This window comes from Janthinobacterium sp. PSRC1-1 (assembly GCF_049897525.1).
Taxonomy (GTDB): Bacteria; Pseudomonadota; Gammaproteobacteria; order Burkholderiales; family Burkholderiaceae_D; genus Janthinobacterium; species Janthinobacterium tructae.
In genome coordinates, this window is sequence record NZ_JAFCWK010000007.1 from 18,923 (window position 1) to 42,584 (window position 23,662).

Sequence of the window (23,662 nt, forward strand, 5' to 3'; positions counted from 1 at the left end):
GTCTCTCCGTCTATATCGAGGGTTATACGCGTCCTCCCCGCTCCGGGGAGGAGTCGGGGGGCGCCATTTTTATGGTGGTCGTCGGAAGGCAGCGCCAGACAGCCGCCCCTTCCGGGAAATCAGTCCGTATCGGCTGATTTTCGTTTTCTTGGGATTACTTTAAAAAGAAAAAGAAGTATCGTCAACAAAAAGAAAGTTATAACGCAAATTTATCGCTCAACCGGGCAAACAAACGCGCTTTATCTTTCGAGTCAATGACTGGCGCGGCAAATAACTTTCGTTATCGTGGTGTGGCAGATACACACGCAGGCAGCGAGGTGAGCGGGAATGGTGAAACGGCCAAAAAATCCAGAGAGAAAAACGCGAAAGGAGGCCTGATGGCCTGCTTTCACTTACGTTTATCTTTCGTATTGCATATTTCAGAGTATTGTCTTTTCTTTTCCATGGCAAAACCCCGGCCCGCACAGGCGGGCCGGGGCAAGGTCACGGATTAAAAGAACTTGTAGCTGGCCGAGAGCGCAAACTGGCGGCCGAACAGGTCCTGGCTATGGTTGTAGCCTTCCCAGCCATTCGGGTCGTAGTAAGGCCGCTTGTTGAACGCGTTTTTCACGTTCAGGCCCACGTCCAGATTCTTGACCGGCTTCCAGCTGAAGGCCAGGTTCACCGTGGTGTACGACGGCGCCCCCTTGCACTGGCCGGCCGGCAGCGATACCGAAGCGGCGGTGCAGTTCTCCGGCGTGTTGTCCTTGTCCCAGGGGCCATACGCCCAGCGCGTCTTGCCCGAGTAGTTGACGAACACGCTGCTGACGAAGTTGCGGTAGCTCCAGTCGGCATTCACGGTGGCGCGGTAGCGCGGCGAATCGTAGTAGCCGACGGTATTGCCCTTGATGTCGCTGCCGTCTTCGCTGTCATGCGTATCGCGCTTGCGGATGGTGGCGGCGATGCCGGTGCTCAGCTTGCCCCAGTCACCGAGCGCGAAGCGCGTGCGCGCGTCGATGTCCACGCCGTCCATCAGGGTGCGGCCGCGGTTCGAATACGAGTTGATCAAGCCGCCCAGGTTGCCCACCGAGTAGCGCGGCACGCCGCCCGCGCACACGCCAGCATTGGCGGGATTGGCGCACATGGCCGCCACCGCCGCCACGTTGGCCCGGTCCGTATCGGTCAGGTCGTTGCGGATGGCGCTCGATGTGCCGGCCAGGGTCGGGCCGTACTTGTCGACCAGTTCCGTAAACAGTTCGTTGAAGTCCTGGCGCACGATTTCGTCGCGGCGGTTGATGAACCAGTAATCGATGGAAATGCTCACGTCCTTGGCCGGCTGCAGCACCAGGCCCACGGTGGAAATCTTGGCCTTTTCCGGACGCAGGTTCTGGTTCGGCGGCGTCAGGCCGCCCACCGTCGTCGAGCAATTCGAATTGAGCAGGCTCTTGCCCAGGTCCGCATCCGTCGCCACCTTTGACTTCAGCAAGGCGCGCGCCATGGCGTTCGTTTCATCGCAGCGCACCGTGTCGCGGATGCCGCCCACCTGCGCAAAGACGCCGCCCGTGCCCGATTCGGCCAGGTTGGGCGCGCGGAAGCCTTCCGAATACGTCCCGCGCAGCATCAGGTCGGGCCGCGCGCGCCAGATCACGCCCAGCTTGGGCGCCAGGTTGGCGGCGAAATGCGGATATTTGTCCAGGCGCGCGGCCGCATTGACTTCCAGGGTGTCGGAAAGCGGCACCACCACTTCGCCAAACACGGCGGCGATGGTGCGCCGGCCATCGAACCAGGAACCGCCCTGCTGCGTGATCAGGCCATTGGCGGCATCGGCGTTGCCGGGCGTGAGAAAGCTCTCGCGCATGATGTTGGTGCCCACGGCGGCGCGCACTTCGCGCTCACCGAGCTTGAACAGGGTGCCTTCGACCTTCGCGTCCCAGGTCATCAGCTTGGTCCAGGATTCGATGGCGAAGGTCGGATAGGCGGCACGCAGGAGCGCCGCGTTGGCGTCACTGATTTCGCCGAACTTGTAGGCGGGATTGTCGGAGATATACGTGCGGCCGCTGACGGGGTCTTTCGTGAACGGGCCGAACGCCTGCTCGAAGCCCTTGATGTTGATGTTCGCCGTCTGGAACAGGGTCGAATGGCTGCCCGCCACGCTGAGCGCCGTTTCAAAGTCCCAGCCGCCGCCGATGCTGCCGCGCAGGCCGACGAGCGCGCGGTAGTTTTCATCGACATTCTTCTGGCCGAAGTGGCCCGTCGCGTCCTGCAGCAGGTAATTCAAGCCGGCCGCGCCGCCCATCTTGGCCAGCATGTCGGCGTCGAGCTTGCCCTTCAGGTAGACGTTGTTCGGGCTCAGGAAAGGCGTAGCGAAGGTGTTGAGCGTATTGCCCGTATTGCGCGCGAACCAGTTGTTCGTGCTGCCGCTGTTGAAGCTGGACGGGCCATTCTCGCCGCGCATCTTGATGTGGGTGAAAGCGCCTTCCGCGAACGCTTCCATGTCGCCACCGAGTTTCAGCCGGCCGCTCAGGTAAGCCGTGGCGCGCTCCGAGGTAGGCCCCGTGTCGAGCTGGTTGGGCAGCGCATTCCATACGCAGCGCGTGCCCGACGCCTCGGTGATGCTGGTGTTGCAGCCGGGCGCGGCGCGCTGGGTGCGCGCATTGTTCTTCGCCTTGTCGAAGACAAAGAAGGTCCCCGGGTTCATCACGCCCGGCTCGCTGCCGACGCCCACGCGCATGTTCGGGATGAAATTGGGATTGTTCGCATAAAAATACGCGGGACGCTTCTTATAGGTGTCGGCCAGGGCGATGCGGTCGCGCTGGTAGACGTTCACGGAACCATAGATGTTGTAGCCGTCATTGGCCAGGTCACCCAGGCCATACAGCACGCTGGCCTGGCGCTCGCCATAGGCTTTCACGCTGGGCGAAAACTCGCCGTTGGCGCGCGCTTCCAGGCCTTGATACGACTTTTTGGTGATGACGTTGATGACGCCGGCCACGGCATCGGAGCCATATACGGCCGAGGCGCCGTCCGTCAAAATTTCCATGCGCTCGATGGCGGCGGCGGGAATCGCATCGATATTGACGAACATGGTCTGGAAACCGGCCGGCGCGCCGTAGAAGGACAGGCGGCGGCCATTCAAGAGCACCAGGGTGCCCTGCGCCCCGAGGCCGCGCAAGTTCGCTTGCGAACCGCCATCGGACCCCGTGAACATCGAACGGAAGTCCTGCTGCGCCGGGCGGGCGGCGGGCAGGTTGTCGAGCACTTGCAGCAAGGTGAGCGCGCCCATGTTTTCAATCTGCTTGGCGTTGATCACCTGTACCGGCGACGCCGTTTCCGCGTTGATGCGCTTCAGGCTGGACCCCGTCACTTCGACACGCTGCAGTTTTTCCTCGTCGGCCGCCAGCGCCGTCGATGCCAGCCCTACCGCCACCATGGCGGCCATCAGTTTTTTCAAGTGCATTCCCATCTCCCTTTTTATCAGTGATTTGTTTTCGTCAGGTTGCAGGAGCCCCTCCCCGGTCCGAAGAGGGGCTCGTTTTGGTGAAATGAAGTGATTGCGGTTAGCGCGGCTTGACGGTCGCGCCTTCCGTGCCGGTCAGCACGGCGTTGGCCCAGTTGCCGCAGACCTGGGCCGGGTGGGCGCCGCGCGCGCCCAGGGTGCGCAAACTGAGCTGGCTCAGGCCGCGCACGTCGATTTCGGGTTTGACCACCCCGGGAGCCGTGACCAGGCCGCTGTCATACAGCAGCCGCTCACCGCTCCAGACCTGGAATTGCAAGCCGCCCGCGCTGCGGCAGCTATCGTCCACGCCCAGGTCGGCGCGCAGCAGATTCCAGTTGCCGGCCAGCTGCAAGTCGATGCGGCTGGCCGGTCCCACGCCGAGGCCCTTGCGGAACCACAGCCCGTTCATGCGCATCTCGGCCGCCTTGCCGGCCGGCCGGTCTCTCGCGACGTGCTTCGGCAGCGCCAGGTCCGACAGATAGCGCTGCACCTCCTCGCCTTCGGCCACGCGGTGCTCGAGCACGCGGAATTCGGACAAGGTGACGGGCGCCACGTCGGTCGCCAGCGCCGCGTCGTACGCGCGCGCCACCGGCGCGCCTTGCGCCGCCGTCACCATCGGGTCGGTGGACGCGGCGCCATCGCCTTCCGGATTTTGCGTGCTCATGACGCGGAAGCGCAGCAGGCGCCCGGCCGTGGCGGGGAAATTGATCGTCTGCGCACCCTGTTCCAGTTTGAGCGTGCCGCGCGCAAGCGCCGCGCCCCAGTCGCCGTTGTTGTCGCCGATGTAGATCTCATAGTCGCGCACCTGGCCATGCTTCCAGTGCTGGTCGTTGCGCGGCGCCAGTTCGATGCCGTCGACCAGGCGCCGTTCCGTAAAGCCGATCACCCATTCGTGCGGACCGCTTTTCACGGACGGGCTGCGCACTGTGCGGAACCAGGTCTCCGGCTTGCCATCGAAAGCGTTTTCCAGCGGATGGCCGTTTTCTTCAAACGGACGCGCCACCACCTGCATGGCGTCGGCCGGCAAGGCGCGGCCCGGCACGGGGGCGGCCGGGAAGTCGGCCTCGTTTCTCGCCACGGCGAGCGCACCGGCGACCCGCAGCATCAAGGCCTGGCGGATATCCTGCGCCGCCACTTTCACGTGCAGGGTGCCTTGCCGGTCGGCCGCGTCGAAATACCAGCCTTCGACCGCCTTGTCATAGGCGGCGCGCTCGCCCGCTGCCGCGATCAGCCGTTCGCCGGCCCGCACGGCTACCGGTGCCTGGCCCGCCAGCATGCGCAGCGCATAGCCGCGGCGCGCTTCCTGGCCCTGGTACCGGCCATCGACGGCGCCGATGTCGACCTGCACATCGGCGCCCGTCTGGCGCATGCGGATGACTTGCTGGCTGAAGGCGCCGCCCTGGTACTGGCGCGTGTTGCCATCGTCTTCATACAGGGTGTAGTCCGAGTCGCCGTGCGGGTAGATATCAAGCGTGAGCTGGTCCTTCGGCTTCTGGCCGTCGTACAGCATTTCCGGATACATGGGCAGGATGGCGCCGGCGCGCACAAACACGGGCAGCTTGTCGAGCGTCACCTGCATATCGAGGTCGCGCCCCTTGGCGTCCGCCGTGGCCTGGCGGCCATCCCAGTAGTCGTACCACGTGCCCTGCGGCAGGTGGATGCCCTTGCGCCAGCCGCCGCTGACGGCCTGGCTGCGGTAGACGGGCGCCACCAGCACGTCGCGGCCCAGCAGGAACTGGTATTTGTAGGCTTCCGTGTAGGCGGCCGGGTCTTGCGGGTAATCCCACATCAGGCCGCGCACCAGCGGCGCGCCCGATTGCTCCGCTTCGCGCACCAGCGTATACATATACGGCGTCAGGCGCATCTTGAGTTTTAAATAGCGGCGGTTGATGTCACGGTATGGCTGCTCGAACCACCATGGGTGCTTGCGCTCGGCCGCGGCCCAGCCGGACATGCCCATCAGGACGGGCGTAAAGCTTTTCCACTGCAGGTCGCGCAGATAGGTTTCCGGGCTGCCGCCGAAGATCGCATCGACGTCGCCGGACGCATATGCCTGGCCGGACAGGCCCGAGCCGATCAGGGTCGGGATATGCCAGCGGATGTAATCCCAGCTGGCGCTCTGGTCGCCCGTCCACGCCACGGCGTAGCGCTGGATGCCGGCCCAGCCCATCACCGTCCACAAAAATGGCCGGCTGTCGGAATTGTTCAGGATGCCGTCGTAGGCCGACTTGTTCGCGTCCATGGCGAACTGATAGCCCTTGCCCGTCCACGCCACGTCCAGCTTTTGCACGCGGCTGCCCGCCTGGCCCACTTCCCAGGCGATCTTGTCGACGCCGTTTTCCGTCCACAGGCCCGTGCGGAAGCCATAGCCGGCCAGGCCCTTCACCGTTTCCGGCAAGTTCGTGTAGCCGCAGCCATAGCCGTCGTTGGGTAAAATCCAGCCGCCCGGCATGTCGTGTGCGCGGTACTGGCGCGCCACGCTTTCCACCACGTCCGGCGTCTTGCCCGTCGGGCCATCGGTCCAGCCCTTCGGCACGGAACCGGGCTTTTTCACATTGTCGCCATCGTTGTAGCAATCGGCGTCGCCGTATTCCAGCGCCCAGCGGGGCAGCATGCGCGCGCGGCCCGTCAAGTCCGTGTAGCGGGCGACGACGTCGCGCAGGTCCTTGCCGACGAAGAAATACGCGTCGAAGCGGCCTTCCGCGTGCTGCAGCGAGATTTGCTGCGCATCGCGCAAATCGTAATTGCCGTCGGACCAGGTATTGCGCAGCATGCCCCAGCCGCGTGAACTCATCAAAAATGGCGCGGGATTCGGCCGGTCGCCCTCTTCCCAGCCGCCCGAATACGACACGGGCACCTGCTTGCCCTTGAATTCGAAGCGGCCATTTTGCTGGCCGCCGCCGAAGTAACGCTCGCCCGGCAAGCTCGATAGCACCTGCACGCCCTGCTTGTCGTCGAGCGACAGCGGCTGCACTTCGCGCCACAGCGGCACCGCGTCGCCCTTGCGGAACAAGGTAAAGCGCAAGGGCTTGCGGTCGATGCGCAGGCTCAGGGCTTCGGTGCTGATCAGGATATGGTCGGGCTGTTCATTGATCTGGTACGCCACCTGCGCGGCAGGCTGGCCGACGACGATGGGCGCGGCCTTGTCGCCCGGCCCCGTCAAGCCGGCCTTGCCGCCGGCCTGAATGCGCAGCACGTCCGCCTGCGGCAGGCTGACACGCAACTGCATGCCCGTGTCGCTGCGCAGATCCCAGCCCAGTGCCTCGCCCTTGGCCACGTCGGCCGCCTGCACGGTACTCAAGCTGGTCAGGTTGCCGACAGGCGCGGCGTGCACGCCCGGCGCGGCCAATGTGGCGAGGGCGGCGAGGACGCAGGCGGCAAGGGCGCGGCGGGGAAGCGGGAGAGGTTTCATCAGGCGGCTTTCAGAAAATCGAAGTGATGGAAATACTTTAAGAAGAAAAATAAATATCGTCAATCAAAAGAAAGATAAAGCGACAATTTATTAATAAAATGCCCAGAATTGGCGCATTTTTCTTACGTTTCACCAAAAAGTCACAAAACATACTTTCGTTATCGTCGCATTTCAGCGACAGGCGGCAGCGCCACAGGGTTTCATGCGGCACTGCAACACGATTGGATGGGGATAAAACGACATTATTTCGCAAGCCATGCAACTATTTACTTTCGTTTTGCTTTCGTATTTGACTTTTCGAAATTTAGTATTTATGCTTTCTCCAACAAACACTTTACTGACACTCCATGACTACCCTTCTTCAGCGTGACATTCAAACCTGGCGCGACATCGGCGGCCTGCACACGGCCGAGGAAATCGCCCACCAGCCGGCCATCTGGCGCGCGCTGGCCGGCATTTTGCGCAAGGAACAAGCCGGCCTGGCCGCCTTCCTCGGCGACGCGCTGTCCAATCCTGCGCAGCGCGTCATCCTGACGGGCGCCGGCAGCTCGGCCTACGTGGGCGAAATCGTCGTCGACACCCTGAATGCGGCCTGGCCAGCGCAGATCCGCGCCATCGCCACCACGACGTTGCTGACGCACCACGAGCTGTACCTGGAAGCGCACGCGCCTACCCTGCTCGTCTCGTTTGCCCGCAGCGGCGACAGCCCGGAAAGCCTGGCGGCCGTGGAACTGCTGCGCCAGGTCGTGCCCGGCGCGCGCTTCCTGAACATCACCTGCAACGCTGACGGCAAGCTGGCCCGCCAGGGCGCCAATGACAGCAATACGTATAACCTGCTGATGCCGGAAGGCAGCTGCGACCGCGGTTTCGCCATGACCAGCAGCTTTTCCAGCATGCTGCTGGCGGCCCTGTCGGTACTGGGCCAGGACGCGGATTTGTCGCGCCTGGAGACCCTGGCGCAGCTGGGCGAACAGGCGTTGCGCGACTGGTCGGCGCCCGTGGCGGAGCTGGGCTCGACACCCGTGCAGCGCGTGGTCTACCTGGGCAGCGGTCCGCTGGAAGCGCTGGCCAAGGAAGCAGCCCTGAAAATCCTGGAATTGACGGGCGGCCGCGTGATGGCAATGGCAAATACCGCGCTGGGTTTCCGTCACGGCCCGAAATCGGCCGTCACCACGGAGTCCCTGGTGATCCTGCTGCGCAGCAGCAAGCCCCTGGCGCGCCAGTATGAAGATGATTTGCTCAAGGAGCTGCAGCGCGACAGCGTGGCGCAGACGTGCCTGACGGTGGGCATCGGCGGCGACCTGTCAGCCGACGCGCCAGCCTGGCCGGACGCCTGGCTGGCCCCGCTGTGGCTGCTGATGGCGCAGCAATATGCGCTGCACCAGTCCGCGCTGCTGCAACTGCGCCCCGACAATCCATTCGCCGGCGGCATCGTCAACCGTGTCGTGCAGGGCGTCACCATCTATGGCCATGACCAATTCTAATTCCATCCAGGGCTTTCACGGCATCGACATCGGCGGCAGCAAGATGGAGCTGGTCGCCTTTGCCGACCGCGACGGCGCGCTGGCCGAGGTATTCCGCGAACGGGTAGCCACGCCCGGCGACGATTTTAGCGCCTTCGTGCAGGCCATCGTCGACCTGGTGGCGCACGGCGACCTGGCACTGGGCACGACGGCGCCCGTCGGCATCGGTTTACCCGGTGTGATCGACAGCGCCAGCGGCCGGCAACTGAGTTCCAACGTGCCGGCCCTGAACGGCCGCCTCGTGGCGGAAACCCTGCAGCAAGCCTTGCAGCGCCCTGTCGCCATCGGCAACGATTGCCAGTGCTTCGCCCTGTCCGAAGCGCAAGGCGGCGCGGCCGACCATGCCGCCAGCATGTTCGGCGCCATCCTCGGCACGGGCGCCGGCGGCGGCTATTGCGTGGGCGGCCAGCTGCTGCGCGGTTTTAACGGCGTGGCCGGCGAATGGGGCCACTGGAGCCTGCCCGCCACCCTGCTGGCGCAGCACGGCCTGGCCGAATACCCGTGCCCGTGCGGCAAGACGGGCTGCCTGGAACGCTATGTCTCCGGCCCCGCCATGAGCAAGTTATATGCGCATTTTGGCGGCGAAGGCACAGAACCGTTGGCCACGCTGGCCATCGTCGCGCGCGCCAACATCGGCGACGCCGTGGCCCAGCGCACGGTGGCCGTGCACCTCGACTTGCTGGGCCACGCGCTGGCCGGCCTGGTACTGGCCTACGACCCGCACGTCATCGTGCTCGGTGGCGGCCTGTCCAAGCTGCCGCACCTGTACGACAAGCTGCCGGCCGCGGTGAAGCGCCATCTGTTCCCCGGCGTCCACGTGCCGCCTATCCTGCCGCCCCGCTTTGGCGACGCCGGCGGCGCGCGCGGCGCGGCCCTTTTGATACGACAACATACCAAGGCGTCAACATGATGAAGCAAGTGGAAAACCCGACCTTTACCCTGTCCCCGATCCAGCAAGTGATCAAGGCGCACCGCCGCGGCGAACCCGTGGGACTGTACGCCGTGTGCTGCAGCCACCCGAGCGTGCTGCGCGCCGCCATGCGCGTGGCCAGCGAGTACGACACCGTGCTGCTGGTCGAAGCGACCTCGAACCAGGTCGACCAGTTCGGCGGCTACACGGGCATGACGCCGGCAGTTTTCCGCGACACCATGCTGGCCCTGGCCCGCGAACAGGGTTTCCCCGCCAGCCGTCTGGTGCTGGGCGGCGACCATCTGGGTCCGAACGCCTGGCAGCACCTCGATGCGGCCACCGCCATGGCCCACGCCGAAACCCTGATCGCCGCCTATGCGGCGGCCGGTTTCCATAAAATCCACCTCGATTGCAGCATGCGCTGTGCCGACGATCCACTGCAGCTCGACGATGAAACCGTGGCCGCCCGCTCGGCGCGCCTGTGCCTCGTCGCCGAAGCGGCCGCCGCCGCCGCCGGCTTCGCGCCGCCTGTCTACGTGATCGGCACGGAAGTGCCGATTCCCGGCGGCGAAGCGTCCTTGGCGCAGGCCGGCGCCGTCACCAGCCCGCAGGCGGCGCGCCGCACCCTCGACGTGCATTGCCGCGCCTTCCTCGACAACGGCCTGCACGACGCCTGGCGCCGCGTGATCGCCATGGTGGTGCAGCCTGGCGTCGATTTCGACCAGAGCAGCATCCAGCATTACGACGCCGAAGCCGCCGCCGAGCTGTCGGCCTTCGTGGCCGAGCAGCCTGGCCTCGTGTTCGAAGCCCATTCCACCGACTACCAGCGCGAATCGGCCCTGCACGCCATGGTGCGCGACCATTTCGCCATCCTGAAAGTGGGCCCGGCCGCCACCTTCGCCCTGCGCGAAGCGCTGTTCGCGCTGTGCCAGATCGAAGAAGAGCTGCTGCCGGCGCACGCCACTTCGCAACTGATGCAGGTGCTCGACGACGTGATGCTGGCCAAGCCGAAGCACTGGATCAAGCATTACCTGGGCACGCCGCAAGAACAGCGTCTGATGCGCCGCTACGGTTTGAGCGACCGTTGCCGCTATTACTGGGGCGAGCCGGAAGTGGCGGCCAGCGTCGACAAGCTGCTGGCCAACCTCGACGCCCTGACGATTCCGCTGCCGCTGCTGAGCCAGCACTTGCCGGAACAGTACGCCGCCGTGGTGCAGGGCAGCCTGGCAGCCGAGGCGCCGGCCCTGATCGAGCACAAGATCGGCAGCTTGCTGGCGCAATATGCGCGCGCCTGCAACCGCAATACGGCCGTCCCCGTCGTTGCCGAAGCGGCAATCTGTTAAGCTCGATATTTTCATTTTTACTGAGCCCGCCACCATGCGAAATACCAGCCAACGCCGTGAATCCATCCTCCACATGCTTACCCAGCAGGGCTCGGTGCAAGTGACCGATCTGGTGGAAAAGCTCGGCGTGTCCGCGGTCACCATCCGCAGCGACTTGAATGCGCTGGAAGCGCAAGGCATGGCCACGCGCAGCCACGGCGGCGCGACCCTGACGCGCATGCCGCCGCTTGAACACACGATACGCCAGAAGGACGCCATCAACCACGAGCAGAAGGAGCGAATCGGCGCCTATGCGGCGCGGCTGGTGGAACCGGGCGACAACATCATCATCGACTCGGGCACGACCACCATCTCGCTGGCCCGCCATTTGCGCGACGCCACCGGCGTGACGGTGGCCACGAATGGCCTGAACATCGCATGGGAACTGGCCGATGCGCCCGGCGTGGACCTGATCCTGACGGGCGGCCTGCTGCGCAAGCAGTCGCTGTCGATCCAGGGCAGCCAGGCCGAGACCTGCTTGCAGGCGTACAGCTTCGACAAGCTGTTTCTGGGCGTGGATGGCTTCGACCTGCAATTTGGCGTCACCACCCACCACGAAGCGGAAGCAAGCCTGAACCACAAGATGGTGGAACGGGCCAAGAAAATCATCGTCCTCACGGACGCCTCCAAGTTCGGCCGCGTCAGCCTGCACCGCATCGTGCAGCTGGACCGCGTCGATACCGTCATCACCGATGCCAGCATCAGCCAGGAGTACCGCGAAGGGCTGCAAAAGCTGGGCATCGAACTTTTTATAGCGGAATAACACATGCTGAGCGGCAGAATCCTTACCCCATCTGGCTGGATCACGGGCACCATCACTTTTGACCAGCGTATCGTCCAGATACAAGAAGACACTGCCGCCGACAGCGCGCTGACCATTTTGCCCGGTTTTATCGACCTGCACGTGCACGGCGCGGCCGGCGTCGACATCATGGAAGGCGGCAACGCGGGCGCCACCGTGGCGCAGGTGCACGCGCGCCACGGCACCACAGCCCTCCTGGGCACCACCCTGACGGCGAAGGAACCGTCGATCCTGCGCGCCCTGCAAGGCCTGGCCGGCGTCATCGCCGAGCGTCCGGCCAACGGCGCGCGCATGCTGGGCGTGCACCTGGAAGGCCCGTTTTTAAATTTGCACCGCCTGGGCGCGCAGCCGCCCGACGTGGTGCAGGCCAGCCTGGCGCTGGTGCAGCGCTTCCACGCCATCGCGCCCATCAAGGTACTCACCATGGCGCCGGAAATCCCCGGCCACCTGGAACTGATCCCGCAACTGGCGGCGATGGGCATCCGCGTGCAGATCGGCCACAGCGCCGGCACGTATGACGAAGGCGTGGCGGCCCTGAAGGCCGGCGTCTCCGGTTTTACCCACCTGTACAACGGCATGACGGGCATGACGCATTACGACCCCGGCATGGTGGGCGCGGCGCTGGCGCATGCCGAATACGCGGAAATCATCCCCGACCTGCAGCACGTGGCCAAGGGCGCCCTGCGCGCGGCCCTGCGCGCCATCCCGCGCCTGTACGGCGTGACGGACGCCACCTCGGCCACCGGCATGCCCGATGGCGAATACGGCCTGGGCACGCAGCGCGTCTACAAATGCCTGGGCTGCGTGCGCCTGGCCACAGGCTCGCTGGCCGGCAGCGTGCTGACCATGGACCAGGCCCTGCGCAATTTCGTCGAACTGGGCCTGGACCTGGCCGACGCCTCGAACCGCTTGTCGCTGTACCCGGCCGATTACCTGGGCGAATCCGCACGGGGCCGCCTGGCGCCCGGCGCCTGGGCCGATATCGTCGTCCTCGATCCCACTTTACAGCCAGTGTCCGTCTTCGTCGAAGGCGCGGCCATCGATCTTTCCACCCGCTAGACCCAGACCACCCCACCTCAACCCCGTCCCGGAGTTTTCATGCACGACACGTCACACAAGGCCCCCGTGTGGGCCATGCGCTACCTGCTATTTATTGCCGGCATGGGGGGATTGCTGTACGGCATAGACATCGGCATCATCGCCGGCGCCCTGCCCTACCTGGAATCGACGGCCTCGGTGGCCTGGAAACTGACGGCCCAGCAGCTGAGTTTTATCGTCGCCGCCGTGCTATTGGGTTCAGTCCTTTCCTCGCTGTTCGCCGGCGCCCTGGCCGATATCCTCGGCCGGCGCTGGGTGATGTTCCTGGCCGGCGCCCTGTTCAGCGCCAGCATCCCGCTGATCGCCCTGGCCGACGGCTACACGCCGCTGCTGCTGGGGCGCCTGCTGCAAGGCATCAGCGGCGGCTTGATCGGCGTCGTCGTGCCCCTGTACCTGGCCGAATGCCTGCCCGCACAACAGCGCGGACGCGGTGCGGCCCTGTTCCAGCTGCTGCTGACCATCGGCCTGGTGGCCGCCGCCCTGATCGGCCTGCTGCAGGCGCAGACGGTGGAAACGGCCACGCAGGCGGCGCAAGCCTTGCCTGAAGCGGGCCGCATCGCCGCCATCTTCACGGCCAAGGACCACGCCTGGCGCAGCATCTTCTGGGTTTGCCTGACGCCGGGCCTGGTGTTTACCATCGGCGCCCTGCTGCTGGCCGAATCGCCGCGCTGGCTGGCGCAACGGGGCCGCATCGAACAGGCGCGCCAGTCGCTGCTGCGCACGCGCCTGCCCGCCGCCGCCGAGCTGGAACTGCGCGAAATGCTCGATACGCCGGAAAATGTGGCCAAGGCCAGCGGCAATGCCAGGGCCAGGGACCCGCTGCTGAGCCGCCGCTACGTGCTGCCCTTCCTGCTCGCTTGCCTGATTCTCGCCTGCACGCAGGCGACGGGCATCAATTCCATCCTCGCCTATGTCGTCAACATCTTGAACCAGGCGGGCCTGTCGGGCGCCTCGGCCAACATGGCCGACGTGCTGCTGAAAGTGCTCAATGCCGTGATGACGGTGGTGGCCGTGCTGCTGGTCGACCGCAAGGGCCGCAAATTCCTGCTGATGCTGGGCACGGGCGGCATCGTCGTCTCGCTGCTGGCGGCCGGGCTGCTGTTCCGCGGCGCCGAAGCGCACCTGGCCGACGTGCGTCCCGCCATCGCCGCCCAGGTACAAGCCGATGGCCTGACCCTGCAGCTCGATGCGCCCACCTTGACGGCCCTGGGCGCGGCGGCCGACGGCACGCCGCAGCAGCTGACCATCGCCTACGCCTACGGCCCGTTCACGAACGTGAAAAGCCTGCGCAGCGACGACCCCGTGCTGCGCCAGGTGTCGATCGACCGCGCCGACGCCGTGCAGGCCGACAGCGTGATCGGCGTGTTCTTCCGCAAGCTGCACCTGAACCCGTTCGCCGACCCGGCCGCCGGACGCGAGGCACCGCTGCGCATCGAGAAGGCCAGCCTGGGCCCCGTGCCCTCGTCCACGCACGGCTGGCTGGTGGCGATTGCCATCTGCGTGTTTGTCTCCAGCTTTGCCGTGGGACCGGGCGTGTGCGTGTGGCTGGCCCTGTCCGAACTGATGCCGACCCGCATCCGCTCGAACGGCATGAGCATCGCGCTGCTGGTGAACCAGTTCGTCTCGACGGTGATCGCCGCCATCTTCCTGCCCACCGTGGGCTTGCACGGCTATTCGACCTTGTTCTTCTTCGGCGCCGGCTGCACCGTGCTGTATTTCCTGGCCGCCGCCTTCCTGCTGCCGGAAACGAAGGGCAAGACCTTGGAAGAAATTGAAGCGCACTTTTCAAAGTAAACCAAAGTAACCATTTGTAGCAATCTCCTTTCCAGCTCCGGACCACCGTCCGGGGCTGTTTTTTTGCCTGCTTTGCAAGTTTACGGGGCTGGCGCGCACGCCACTGTACGGTTTTCCTTCTGGAATCAAGGGCGTGTGGGCTAGAATCTGGCTGCGTCGTGCTACTCACGAGGCGGCAATGGCGCCATGACAAAAACCACCAGGAGACACAGTGAGCTTATTTAGAACCAAGAATTTGGATGACATGATCGCCCACAGCAAGAAGCCGGGAGGACTGGCCAAGGTGCTGGGACCGTTCGACCTTGTCCTCATGGGTATCGGCGCCATCGTCGGCACGGGCATTTTCGTGCTCACCGGCACGGGTGCGCTGACGGCCGGCCCCGCCCTGTCGCTGTCGTTTGTCGTGGCGGCCGTCGCCTGCTGCTTCGCCGCCCTGTGCTATGCGGAATTCGCCTCCACCGTGCCCGTGGCCGGCTCCATCTACACCTACAGCTATGCGACTCTGGGCGAGCTGGCCGCCTGGATGATAGGCTGGGACTTGCTGCTCGAGTACGGCCTGGCCGCGGCCGCCGTCTCCGTCGGCTGGTCCGGCTACTTCCAGTCGCTGCTGGCGGGCTTTGGCATCACCCTGCCCGCAGCCCTGACGGCCGCGCCGGGCGCCCTGCCCGGCGTGACGACCTTCATCAACCTGCCGGCCCTGGTCATCATGCTGCTGCTGACGGCCATGCTGGGCTGGGGCGTGCGCGAATCGGCGCGCCTGAACAACATCATGGTGGCCATCAAGGTGGGTGTGGTGCTGCTGTTTATCATCTTCGGCGCGCGCCACGTGCAGCCGGCCAACTGGCAGCCTTACATGCCGTTCGGCTACCACGGCATGCTGAGCGCCGCCGCCCTCGTCTTCTTCGCCTTCATCGGCTTTGACGCCGTCACCTCGGCCGCCGAGGAAGTCAAGAAGCCGTCGCGCGATCTGCCGATCGGCATCATCGGTTCGCTGGCCGTGTGCGCCGTGCTGTACGTGGTGGTCTCGGCCATCATGACGGGCATCGTGCCGTATCAAAAATTCCTCGGCGTCGACCATCCCGTCTCGCTGGCCCTGCAGTATGCGGGTGAAAACTGGATCGCCGGCTTCGTCGACCTGGGTGCCATCCTCGGCATGACCACCGTGATCCTGGTGATGGCCTTCGGCCAGACGCGCATCATCTTCGCCATGTCGCGCGACGGCTTGCTGCCCAAGCGCCTGTCGACCGTGCACCCGCGCTTCCACACGCCGTTCTTCGCCACCTGGCTGGTGGGCATCGTCTTCGGCCTGATCGCCGCCGTGATCCCGCTCAACATCCTCGCCGAGCTGATCAACATTGGCACCTTGGCCGCCTTCACCATGGTGTCGATTGCCGTGGTGGTGCTGCGCAAGCGCCGTCCCGACCTGCCGCGCGCCTTCCGCTGCCCCGGCGTGCCGTATGTGCCGGCGCTGGCCGTGATCCTGTGCGTGGGCCTGATGACTTTCCTCAGCTGGGTCACCTGGGTGGCCTTTACCATCTGGCTGGTGATCGGCCTGGTCATCTACTTCGGCTACGCGCGCCGCCGTTCGCTGCTGCACCCTCCGCAGTAAAAAGTCCCCGCAGCGACATATTCTGTCGCTGCCGCAGTTAAGATGGCGGTCTCGCAACCCTGCAGGCCGCCATCCATGCAACCTTCCCCCGACCTCATCGCACAACTGGACCAGAACACGAACCAGCTCAAGCGCGCGCGCCTGCGCAACATGCAGTGGCTGGCCGTCGGCCTGCTGCTGCTCGCCGCGCTGGTGTTTGCCGTGGCCCGCTCGCAGCGCGGCGGCCCCCCCGCCTGGGGCTATGTGGAAGCGTTCGCCGAAGCGGCGATGGTGGGCGCGATCGCCGACTGGTTCGCCGTCGTCGCCCTGTTCCGCCACCCGCTGGGCATCCCCCTGTGGCATACGGCCATCATCCCGAACAGCAAGGCGGACATCGGCCGCAGCCTGGGCGCCTTCGTGGAAAACCATTTCATTACCGAGCAAGGCATCGCCGAGCGCATCGTGCAAGCCGACCCCGCCGCGCGCCTGGGAGCCTGGCTCAGTGACGAGCTCCACGCGCGGCAACTGGGCATGGCCAGCGCCGGCGTGGTGAAACAGCTGCTGGCGATGCTCGATCACGACACACTGGGCCGCCTGCTGCGTGACCAGGCCAGCAACTACCTGGGTCAATTGAATCTGTCGGACGTGGCGGCCGACTGCCTCGACGCGCTGATCGCCGACGGCAAGCCGCAGCAGCTGCTGGACTTCCTGCTCGACCGCGGCGCCGCCTACCTCGATGACGAGACGCACCACGCGGCCATCGGCGACTTCGTGCTGGGCGCCTTCCAGATCGAGAACGCGCTGGTGAAAAAAGCCGTGAAAGCGTATGAGCCGCGCATGATCGCCTCGCTGCAAAAGTTTGCCGTCGCCGTGCGCGTCGATGCGCAGCACCCGCTGCGCCAGCGCATCGCCGGCTGGATCGCCGACAGCGCCTTGCACCTGAAGGCCGATCCGCAGTGGCAAGAGACGGTGCGCCGCTACCAGCTGCAGCTGATCGCCAGCGATACCGTGCAAGCCATGCTGGGCGACCTCTGGACCAACATCAGCACGCGCCTGCTGACCGACCTGCACGCCGACCAGCCCGTGCTGGCGCAGGCGATCGCCAGCCTGGCGCGCAACACGGGCAAGGTGCTCGGCACGGACCAACATGCGCGGGCATGGCTGAACGACGCCATCGTCGCCGGCAGCGGGTCGCTGGTGCGCCGCTACCGGGGCGAAGTGGGCGCCTTCATCGCCGCCCGCCTGGACCTGTGGAGCAAAGATGAAATGAGCGAGCGCATCGAACTGGCCATCGGGCGCGACCTGCAATTCATCCGCATCAACGGCACCATCGTCGGCGGCCTGGCCGGCTTGCTGATTTATTCAGTCAGCCAGGCGTTTTAAGCGCCGGTGGCGGGCGCAGGAAGCGTGATGCCCAGCTGCACGGCCTGGCGGCCCGCCACGCGGGCGTACCAGGCGCCCACGTGCGGCCAGGCGGAGAAATCGAAGCCGACGATGCGGGCGATATGCAGCCAGCCGAAACTGGCGATATCGGCGATGGAATAGTCGTCGCCGGCCAGATAGGCGTTGTCGGCCAGGCGGCCATCCATGGTGGCCAGCGCGGCGTCGCACAACTGGCGAAAATGCGCCGTGGCGGCGACATTCGCGCCGCCGTCGGCCAGTTCAAAATGCACGCGCTGGCCCAACATCGGCCCCATGCTGGCCGCGTGAAATTGCAGCCAGGTGATGGCAGCCCAGCGCTGCGCGGGCGCCTTGGGCAGCAAGCGCCCCGTTTTCTCGGCCAGGTACAGCAGGATGGCGGCCGACTCGAACACGGTGACGCCCGTGTCGTGATCGACCAGCACGGGAATGCGCCCGTGCGGATTGCGGGCCAGGAAAGCGGGCAGCCGGTGTTCGCCCTGGTCGATGCGCACGTGGCGCAATCGATAGGGCAAGCCCAGTTCGGCCAGCGCAATCGTGGCCTTGAAACCGTTCGGCGAGCTGTCGGTGTAGAGTTCCATCATGCAGCCGCCTCCTGGCGCGCTGTCTTGCCGGGCAGGATGGCGATGGCGCACGCCAGGCCCGCCGCCACCAGGCAGGCGGAAACGAGGATGGCGCCGCTGTAGCCTTGCGCGGCCGTGCCGCCACCGGCCAGCACGGCGATGCTGACCGCCACGCCCACGGCCAGGCCGACGGCCGAGCCGACTTCCTGCGTGGTCGTCAACATGCCGCCCGCCAGGCCGTGGTCCGCTTCCTGCACGCCATCGATGCCGGCCACGGTCCAGGCGGGAAACGCCAGCCCATAGCCGATGCCGGCCAGCACGGTGCCAGGCAGGATCGAGACGGCCCAGGCGGACAGCGTGGCCAGCGATGCGCCCAGCAGGGCCAGGCCGCCGATGAACAGCAGCATGCCGCCGACGATGACGGGCTTGGTGCCGCAGCGGGCGATCAGCGCCGGCCCGGCCCACGCGCTGGCCAGGGTAAAGGCGACGGCCATCGGCAGCAAGCCCAGTCCCGTGCGCGTGGCGGAAAACGCCAGCACTTCCTGCATGGCCAGCGCCACGACGACAAAGGTCGGGCCCAGGGCCGTATTGGCCAGCAGCGAGACGATATTCGCGCCGCCCGTCGAGCGGCGCGCGAACACGGCCAGCGGCATCAGCGGCATGGCCACGCGTCCCTCCACCCAGACGAACAGCGCCAGCAAGGCCAGCGCCAGCGCGACCAGGGCAAAAGTGAACGGATGCGCCAGTCCCACATGCTCGCTATTGGCAAAGGCAAACACCAGCGTTGCCGCGCCTGACGCCACCAGCAGCGCGCCCCACACGTCGAGGGTGCCGCCAGCGGCAGCGGTATCGGCATCGGGCCGGCCCGGGGGCAAGGCCGGCGACAGGGCCAGCACCAGCAAGCCGACGGGCACGTTAATCCACAGCACCCAGCGCCAGCCCAGCATATCCGTGATGAAGCCGCCCAGGATCAGGCCCGCGACAAAGCCGCTGGCCGCCACGGCCGTCCAGGCACCGAGCGCCCGGTTGCGCTGCGCCGGTTCGGGAAACACGGCCAGCAGCAGGGAGAATGCGGCCGGCGAAAACATGGCGGCGCCAAAGCCCTGCAGCGCGCGCGTGGCCACCAGCATGGCCGGGCTGTGCGAAAAACCGCCCAGCAGCGAGGCGGCAGTGAACAGCAGCAGCCCTGCGATGAAGACGCGGCGGCGGCCAAACAGGTCGGCCGCGCGCCCGCCCAGCAGCAGGAAGCCGGCGATGGCCACGCCGTACGCATTGATCACCCATTGCAGGCCGCCGGGCGTAAAGCCCAGACTGTGCTGGATTTGCGGCAGGGGAATCATGGTGATGGAAAAATCGAGCAAGGCGACGAATTGCGTGGTGCACAGCAACACCAGGCAAAGTTGCCTATGTGAAAGTAACATGGAGATCCTATCGATATAGTTTTACTCGACGTCAAAACAACGCCGCATGCCCCTATAATGCGTTTTTTAAGAGTGAAACTGAAACGATGATTTTTCGCTCGCAACTATAGAAAAACTATATCGATGAAGCATCCTTTACCACTCCAGGCCCTGCGCGCCTTTGTCGAAGTGGGCCAGCGCGGCAGCATCAAGGCGGCCGCCGAGGCGCTGCATGTGACGTCGGGCGCCGTCAGCCAGCAAATCCGCCTGCTGGAAGAGCGGGTCGGCATGCCCCTGTTTACCCGCGAACGCCAGGGCTTGCGCCTGACCGAAGCGGGGGCCATGGTCCACCCCGCCCTGCAGGCCGCATTCGCGCAGATCGCCGGCGCCAGCCAGGCACTGGAAGACATGGGTGGGCGCCAGACGCTCACCGTCAGCACGGTGGCCACTTTTGCGGCCGCCTGGCTGGTGCCACGGCTGGGCCGCTTCAACCAGCGCCATCCGCATATCGAGGTGCGCGTGGAAGCGACATCCGCACTGGTGGACCTGCGCCGCGACCGGGTCGACGTGGCGCTGCGCCACGGCCTGGGCGACTATCCGGGCCTGCAAGTGACGCGCCTGATGGCGCCCGTGCTGGTGCCCGTCGCCAGCCCCGCCCTGATGGCGGGCCAGCCGCCCATCGCCACGCCGGCCGATTGCCTGCGCTACCCGCTGCTGCACGATACGGACCGCGCCGACTGGCCCTTGTGGCTGGCAGCACATGGCGCGCAGGACGGCAGTGCAGATGCGGCGCGGGCGCGGCGCGGCTCCGCCTTCGAAGATGATTTTCTGTTGATCCGCGCAGCCGAGGCGGGCCAGGGCCTGGCCCTGGTGCCGCAGCTGTACGCGCAGGAGGAAATCGCCGCCGGGCGCCTGGTGCAAGTGCTGGACTTGCCCTGGCCCGCGCGCTTTGCGTATTACCTGGTGGCGCGGCCCGATGCGGCCACACGTCCCGCCGTACAGGCATTCATCGCATGGATCTGCGAGGAGGCGCAAGCCACCGGCGCAGGCGGCTAAAGCGCCCCATCCGCGGCCGCGCACGACACCACACCGCACACGGTGCTGAACAACATCGGCATGCCGGCGCGCCCCGTGGCGATGCAGGTCACGGCCGGTATCACGGCCAAAAACAGGGCCAGGCAGGCAATCGCCTGCAGGCGCCGCACGGGTGGGCGGAACACGCCCGCGCCCGGTCCTTGCGGACGGCGCGCGCTGCCGGACGGCGGCTGCTCCTTGTACAGCGCCTCGCTGCGCCTTGCCGGTATTTTCGTAAGCATGTCCGTCTCCCCCATCCACAGTGATCCGCCTGGCATGTCAGGCCGTGCGCGCCACACGCGTGCCGATCTGCATGCTTTCTATTCTGCTGCATAAATTTACCAAATACAATAAATAAATACACGAAAAAAATAATTTTTTTATCAATGGACACGCGACGTGATGGAAAACCTGCCCCGAAAGACAGTAAAAATGCTTACAACACGCTGCCATTTCCGTCAAGACCTGAATATCCCTGTGCTTAAAAAACCAAATAAATCATGAAAATCATAATATTTGTTGAAATCATTTTTATTTGGTGTATGATGATTCTTAAGGAAATATCAAGGCGATACAGCAGCGCTCTTTGCTTCGATCGCCCGGCATCTCTGCCTTCTTTGTAGGGGACAAGCACATGAACCAAATACTGGCCTTGCGTCTGCTCGACGCCGCCGACGCCGCCGTCATCATCGATGCGGGCTCACGCATCCGCTATGCGAACGACGCCATGTATGCGCTGAGCGGTTATGCCCCGGGCAGCCTGTCGGGCCAGCAGATCGAGGCGCTGCTGCCCGACTCGGTGCGCAAGCAGCATGGCGCACGGATCGGCGCCTATCTGGCCGGCGACAGGGAGTCCACGGTACTCGGGCACAAGCGCCATTTCGCCATACGCCACCACGATGGCACGCTGCTGCCCATCGTGTTCAAGGCCGTGGACCTGGGCAAGCTGGACGACGAAAACTACCTGGGCGCCTTTTTCATCGATCAACGCCACGAACGCGCCATCGAACAGCAGAATGCGGCCCGCTGGCAGCAGTTGCAGCGCATCGCGCTGAGCGACCCCCTGACCCATCTGCCGAACCGCCGCGCCTTCGAGATCGAAGCCGTGCGTTCGGCCGCGCGGGCCAGTCGCGCGGGCAGTGCGATGACCATCGGCATCGCCGACATCGACTTCTTCAAGAAGGTCAATGACCGGCATGGCCACGCCGCCGGCGACGCCGTGCTGCAAGCCATCGCGGCCGCGCTGCAGTCCCAGGCACGGGCATCCGATGTTGTCGCCCGCGTGGGCGGCGAGGAATTCGGCTTGCTGTTCCCCCGTACGGACATGACGATGGCGTACAAGGTGGCCGAACGCATCCGCCTTGCCGTGGCAGCAACGTGCGTCGACTTCAAGCACACGCCCATCACGGCGACGATCAGCATCGGCCTGGCGCCGCTGCCCAACAACGGCGACTGGAAAGCCTGTTTCATGCAAGCCGACGCCGCGCTGTACCAGGCCAAGAGCAATGGCCGCAACCGCACCGAGCAGATTTGAGCAGCAGCCGGTAGCCCTCGCAGTTTCATGCATCACGCATCACCTGACAGGAGCAAACACATGGAAATCACCACGACACATGCCGCGACAGCGAGCCAGCCGGCGCAAGCGGGCGCGCGGGAATTGCTGGTCTTTGGACTGGGCAATGAGGAGTACGCCATCGACATCGGCCTGGTGCAGGAAATCCGCGGCTACGGCGCCGTGACCCGTATGGCCAATGCGCCCGCCTTTCTCAAGGGCTTCATCCACCTGCGCGGCAGCATCGTGCCGCTGATCGACCTGCGCATCGCACTGGGCCAGGCCGAGCCAGCGTACGACGCCTCGACCGTGGTGATCATCCTCATCTTCGCGCATGGCGCCACCGGCATCGTGGTCGACCGCGTGGCCGATGTGGTGCCGCTGGCACCGGCGCAGCTCAAGCCCCCGCCACAGCTGCATGGCTCGGCGATGGCCAGCCACGTCACGGCCATCGGCAGCCTGGACGAACGCATGCTGATCGTGCTCGACATGAACAGTCTGCTGGCGGGCCTGGGCGTGCAAGCCACGGGCAAACTGGCTGCCTGAGGCGCCATCGCCATCGCGTCCGCAACCTGACCGCCAACTTCCGGAGACACCATGAGCATCCTGATCGTCGATGACAACGACACCAACCTGAACCTGCTATCGACCCTGGCGCGCAAGGCCAGCAGCATCGAGCCCGTCTGCATGAACGACCCCATCGATGCGTTGTACTGGTGCGAGTCGCATGTGCCGGACCTGGTCCTGCTCGACTACCGGATGCCCAGCCTGTCGGGCAACGAATTTCTCAGCATCTTCCGCAAAATGCGGGGCATGGCCGACATCCCCATCATCATGGTCACCACCGAGAACGACCGCGCCGTGCGCAAGCAGGCCTTTTCGCTCGGTGTCACGGAGTTTCTCACCAAGCCCGTCGACACCATCGAATTTTGCCTGCGCGTGCGCAATCTGCTGGCCCTGCGCTTGGCGCAAACCTTGCTGGCCGACCGCGCCAAGCTGCTCGAGCATGAAGTGCGCCAGGCCATCGCCAACGTCACGGCGCGCGAGATGGAACTGGTCACGCGCCTGGCGCGGGCGGCCGAATTCCGCGACCCCGAAACGGGCGCCCACATCATGCGCATGGCGCGCTATTCGGCCCTGATCGCCGGGAAACTGGGCATGGATGCGCACTGGCAGGAACTGCTGCTCAAGGCGGCACCGATGCACGACGTGGGCAAGCTGGCCACGCCCGACCATATCCTGCTCAAGCCGGGCCGGCTGGACCCCGAGGAAATGGCCATCATGCGCCAGCATGCGGAAATCGGTGGCAAGATCCTCGCCGGCAGCGATGCCCCACTGATCCAGCTGGCCGAGGAAATCGCCCGCGGCCACCACGAAAAATACGATGGCAGCGGCTATCCGGGCGGCCTGGCGGGCGAACAGATACCGCTGTCGGCGCGCATCGTCGCCGTGGCCGATGTCTTCGACGCGCTCACGTCGGAACGCCCGTACAAGCCGGCCTGGCCCGTGGAACAGGCGCGCCTGTTCCTGCAACAGAACAAAGGCAGCCATTTCTGCCCGGACTGTATCGACGCCTTCCTGGGTGCCTGGGACGAGGTGCTCGATATCCGCAACAGCCTGCCCGACCCCATCCAGCACCCTGCCCACCCACTGTAAGCGAGGACCCTGCC

The 23,662-nt window shown here is 65.3% G+C and carries 17 protein-coding genes; 12 read left to right on the plus strand and 5 right to left on the minus strand.

Features of this window, described 5'->3' with window-relative positions; genetic code table 11:
- Positions 1 to 490 precede the first annotated feature (490 nt).
- A complete protein-coding gene (locus ACP7DW_RS16525; protein ID WP_426055783.1) occupies positions 491 to 3,436 on the minus strand; it encodes a TonB-dependent receptor plug domain-containing protein in 2,946 nt (981 codons plus the stop codon).
- Between the two features lie 100 nt (positions 3,437 to 3,536).
- Complete coding sequence (locus tag ACP7DW_RS16530) at positions 3,537 to 6,887, minus strand: TIM-barrel domain-containing protein (protein WP_426055784.1); 3,351 nt, start codon at positions 6,885 to 6,887, stop codon at positions 3,537 to 3,539.
- A gap of 347 nt (positions 6,888 to 7,234) precedes the next feature.
- Between ACP7DW_RS16530 and ACP7DW_RS16535 the strand changes: the two genes are divergently transcribed.
- The 8 genes from ACP7DW_RS16535 (at position 7,235) to ACP7DW_RS16570 (ending at position 17,367) form a co-directional block, all read left to right on the plus strand.
- Positions 7,235 to 8,371 (plus strand): SIS domain-containing protein, encoded by a 1,137-nt coding sequence (locus ACP7DW_RS16535; RefSeq protein WP_426055785.1) that lies wholly within the window; start codon positions 7,235 to 7,237, stop codon positions 8,369 to 8,371.
- The gene (locus ACP7DW_RS16540; protein WP_426055786.1) at positions 8,358 to 9,320 is read left to right on the plus strand and encodes an ROK family protein; all 963 of its coding nucleotides are present in this window, start codon (positions 8,358 to 8,360) and stop codon (positions 9,318 to 9,320) included. The genes ACP7DW_RS16535 and ACP7DW_RS16540 overlap by 14 nt, the downstream gene beginning before the upstream one ends.
- Positions 9,320 to 10,663 carry a D-tagatose-bisphosphate aldolase, class II, non-catalytic subunit gene (locus ACP7DW_RS16545; RefSeq protein WP_426056053.1) on the plus strand — a complete coding sequence of 448 codons (1,344 nt, stop codon included), beginning with the start codon at positions 9,320 to 9,322 and terminating at the stop codon, positions 10,661 to 10,663. The genes ACP7DW_RS16540 and ACP7DW_RS16545 overlap by 1 nt, the downstream gene beginning before the upstream one ends.
- A 34-nt stretch (positions 10,664 to 10,697) precedes the next feature.
- Positions 10,698 to 11,465 (plus strand): DeoR family transcriptional regulator, encoded by a 768-nt coding sequence (locus tag ACP7DW_RS16550; RefSeq protein WP_298408220.1) that lies wholly within the window; start codon positions 10,698 to 10,700, stop codon positions 11,463 to 11,465.
- A 3-nt stretch (positions 11,466 to 11,468) separates the two neighbouring features.
- Positions 11,469 to 12,563: an N-acetylglucosamine-6-phosphate deacetylase gene (locus tag ACP7DW_RS16555; protein ID WP_426055787.1), complete on the plus strand. Its 1,095-nt coding sequence runs from the start codon at positions 11,469 to 11,471 to the stop codon at positions 12,561 to 12,563.
- Between the two features lie 39 nt (positions 12,564 to 12,602).
- On the plus strand, positions 12,603 to 14,396 hold the full coding sequence (locus ACP7DW_RS16560) for an MFS transporter (RefSeq protein WP_426055788.1): 1,794 nt from the start codon (positions 12,603 to 12,605) through the stop codon (positions 14,394 to 14,396).
- A gap of 211 nt (positions 14,397 to 14,607) precedes the next feature.
- Entirely contained in the window at positions 14,608 to 16,005 is a 1,398-nt protein-coding gene (locus ACP7DW_RS16565; RefSeq protein WP_426055789.1) for an amino acid permease, read from the plus strand.
- 75 nt (positions 16,006 to 16,080) lie between these two features.
- Entirely contained in the window at positions 16,081 to 17,367 is a 1,287-nt protein-coding gene (locus tag ACP7DW_RS16570) for a DUF445 domain-containing protein (protein WP_426055790.1), read from the plus strand.
- Here the strand turns inward: ACP7DW_RS16570 and ACP7DW_RS16575 are convergent.
- Both ACP7DW_RS16575 and ACP7DW_RS16580 read right to left on the minus strand, forming a co-directional pair.
- Entirely contained in the window at positions 17,364 to 17,987 is a 624-nt protein-coding gene (locus ACP7DW_RS16575; RefSeq protein WP_426055791.1) for a glutathione S-transferase family protein, read from the minus strand. The genes ACP7DW_RS16570 and ACP7DW_RS16575 overlap by 4 nt on opposite strands.
- Entirely contained in the window at positions 17,984 to 19,387 is a 1,404-nt protein-coding gene (locus ACP7DW_RS16580) for an MFS transporter (protein ID WP_426055792.1), read from the minus strand. The genes ACP7DW_RS16575 and ACP7DW_RS16580 overlap by 4 nt, the downstream gene beginning before the upstream one ends.
- Before the next feature lie 123 nt (positions 19,388 to 19,510).
- Between ACP7DW_RS16580 and gcvA the strand changes: the two genes are divergently transcribed.
- On the plus strand, positions 19,511 to 20,422 hold the full coding sequence (gcvA, locus tag ACP7DW_RS16585; RefSeq protein ID WP_426055793.1) for a transcriptional regulator GcvA: 912 nt from the start codon (positions 19,511 to 19,513) through the stop codon (positions 20,420 to 20,422).
- Here gcvA and ACP7DW_RS16590 read toward each other — a convergent pair.
- Positions 20,419 to 20,682, minus strand: coding sequence for a hypothetical protein (locus ACP7DW_RS16590; RefSeq protein WP_426055794.1), 264 nt, complete (start codon positions 20,680 to 20,682; stop codon positions 20,419 to 20,421). The genes gcvA and ACP7DW_RS16590 overlap by 4 nt on opposite strands.
- A 392-nt stretch (positions 20,683 to 21,074) precedes the next feature.
- Here ACP7DW_RS16590 and ACP7DW_RS16595 point away from each other — a divergent pair, with 392 nt between their 5' ends.
- Genes ACP7DW_RS16595 through ACP7DW_RS16605 form a run of 3 tightly spaced genes read left to right on the plus strand, consistent with a single transcriptional unit; the run spans position 21,075 to position 23,648 of the window.
- Positions 21,075 to 21,974, plus strand: a complete 900-nt coding sequence (locus ACP7DW_RS16595) for a sensor domain-containing diguanylate cyclase (protein ID WP_426055795.1) — start codon at positions 21,075 to 21,077, stop codon at positions 21,972 to 21,974.
- A 60-nt stretch (positions 21,975 to 22,034) separates the two neighbouring features.
- A complete protein-coding gene (locus ACP7DW_RS16600) occupies positions 22,035 to 22,538 on the plus strand; it encodes a chemotaxis protein CheW (RefSeq protein ID WP_426055796.1) in 504 nt (167 codons plus the stop codon).
- Positions 22,539 to 22,589: 51 nt separating this feature from the next.
- A complete protein-coding gene (locus ACP7DW_RS16605; RefSeq protein WP_426055797.1) occupies positions 22,590 to 23,648 on the plus strand; it encodes an HD domain-containing phosphohydrolase in 1,059 nt (352 codons plus the stop codon).
- The last annotated feature ends 14 nt before the right edge of the window (positions 23,649 to 23,662 follow it).

Bases quoted from the DNA above. Each gene is read 5' to 3' on its own strand.
- ACP7DW_RS16545 (WP_426056053.1), top strand. From the start codon at position 9,320: ATGAAGCAAGTGGAAAACCCGACCTTTACCCTGTCCCCGATCCAGCAA.
- ACP7DW_RS16575 (WP_426055791.1), bottom strand. From the start codon at position 17,987: ATGATGGAACTCTACACCGACAGCTCGCCGAACGGTTTCAAGGCCACG.
- ACP7DW_RS16605 (WP_426055797.1), top strand. From the start codon at position 22,590: ATGAGCATCCTGATCGTCGATGACAACGACACCAACCTGAACCTGCTA.
- ACP7DW_RS16590 (WP_426055794.1), bottom strand. From the start codon at position 20,682: ATGCTTACGAAAATACCGGCAAGGCGCAGCGAGGCGCTGTACAAGGAG.
- ACP7DW_RS16600 (WP_426055796.1), top strand. From the start codon at position 22,035: ATGGAAATCACCACGACACATGCCGCGACAGCGAGCCAGCCGGCGCAA.
- ACP7DW_RS16570 (WP_426055790.1), top strand. From the start codon at position 16,081: ATGCAACCTTCCCCCGACCTCATCGCACAACTGGACCAGAACACGAAC.
- gcvA (WP_426055793.1), top strand. From the start codon at position 19,511: ATGAAGCATCCTTTACCACTCCAGGCCCTGCGCGCCTTTGTCGAAGTG.
- ACP7DW_RS16530 (WP_426055784.1), bottom strand. From the start codon at position 6,887: ATGAAACCTCTCCCGCTTCCCCGCCGCGCCCTTGCCGCCTGCGTCCTC.
- ACP7DW_RS16595 (WP_426055795.1), top strand. From the start codon at position 21,075: ATGAACCAAATACTGGCCTTGCGTCTGCTCGACGCCGCCGACGCCGCC.
- ACP7DW_RS16580 (WP_426055792.1), bottom strand. From the start codon at position 19,387: ATGTTACTTTCACATAGGCAACTTTGCCTGGTGTTGCTGTGCACCACG.
- ACP7DW_RS16555 (WP_426055787.1), top strand. From the start codon at position 11,469: ATGCTGAGCGGCAGAATCCTTACCCCATCTGGCTGGATCACGGGCACC.
- ACP7DW_RS16550 (WP_298408220.1), top strand. From the start codon at position 10,698: ATGCGAAATACCAGCCAACGCCGTGAATCCATCCTCCACATGCTTACC.
- ACP7DW_RS16540 (WP_426055786.1), top strand. From the start codon at position 8,358: ATGACCAATTCTAATTCCATCCAGGGCTTTCACGGCATCGACATCGGC.
- ACP7DW_RS16560 (WP_426055788.1), top strand. From the start codon at position 12,603: ATGCACGACACGTCACACAAGGCCCCCGTGTGGGCCATGCGCTACCTG.
- ACP7DW_RS16525 (WP_426055783.1), bottom strand. From the start codon at position 3,436: ATGCACTTGAAAAAACTGATGGCCGCCATGGTGGCGGTAGGGCTGGCA.
- ACP7DW_RS16535 (WP_426055785.1), top strand. From the start codon at position 7,235: ATGACTACCCTTCTTCAGCGTGACATTCAAACCTGGCGCGACATCGGC.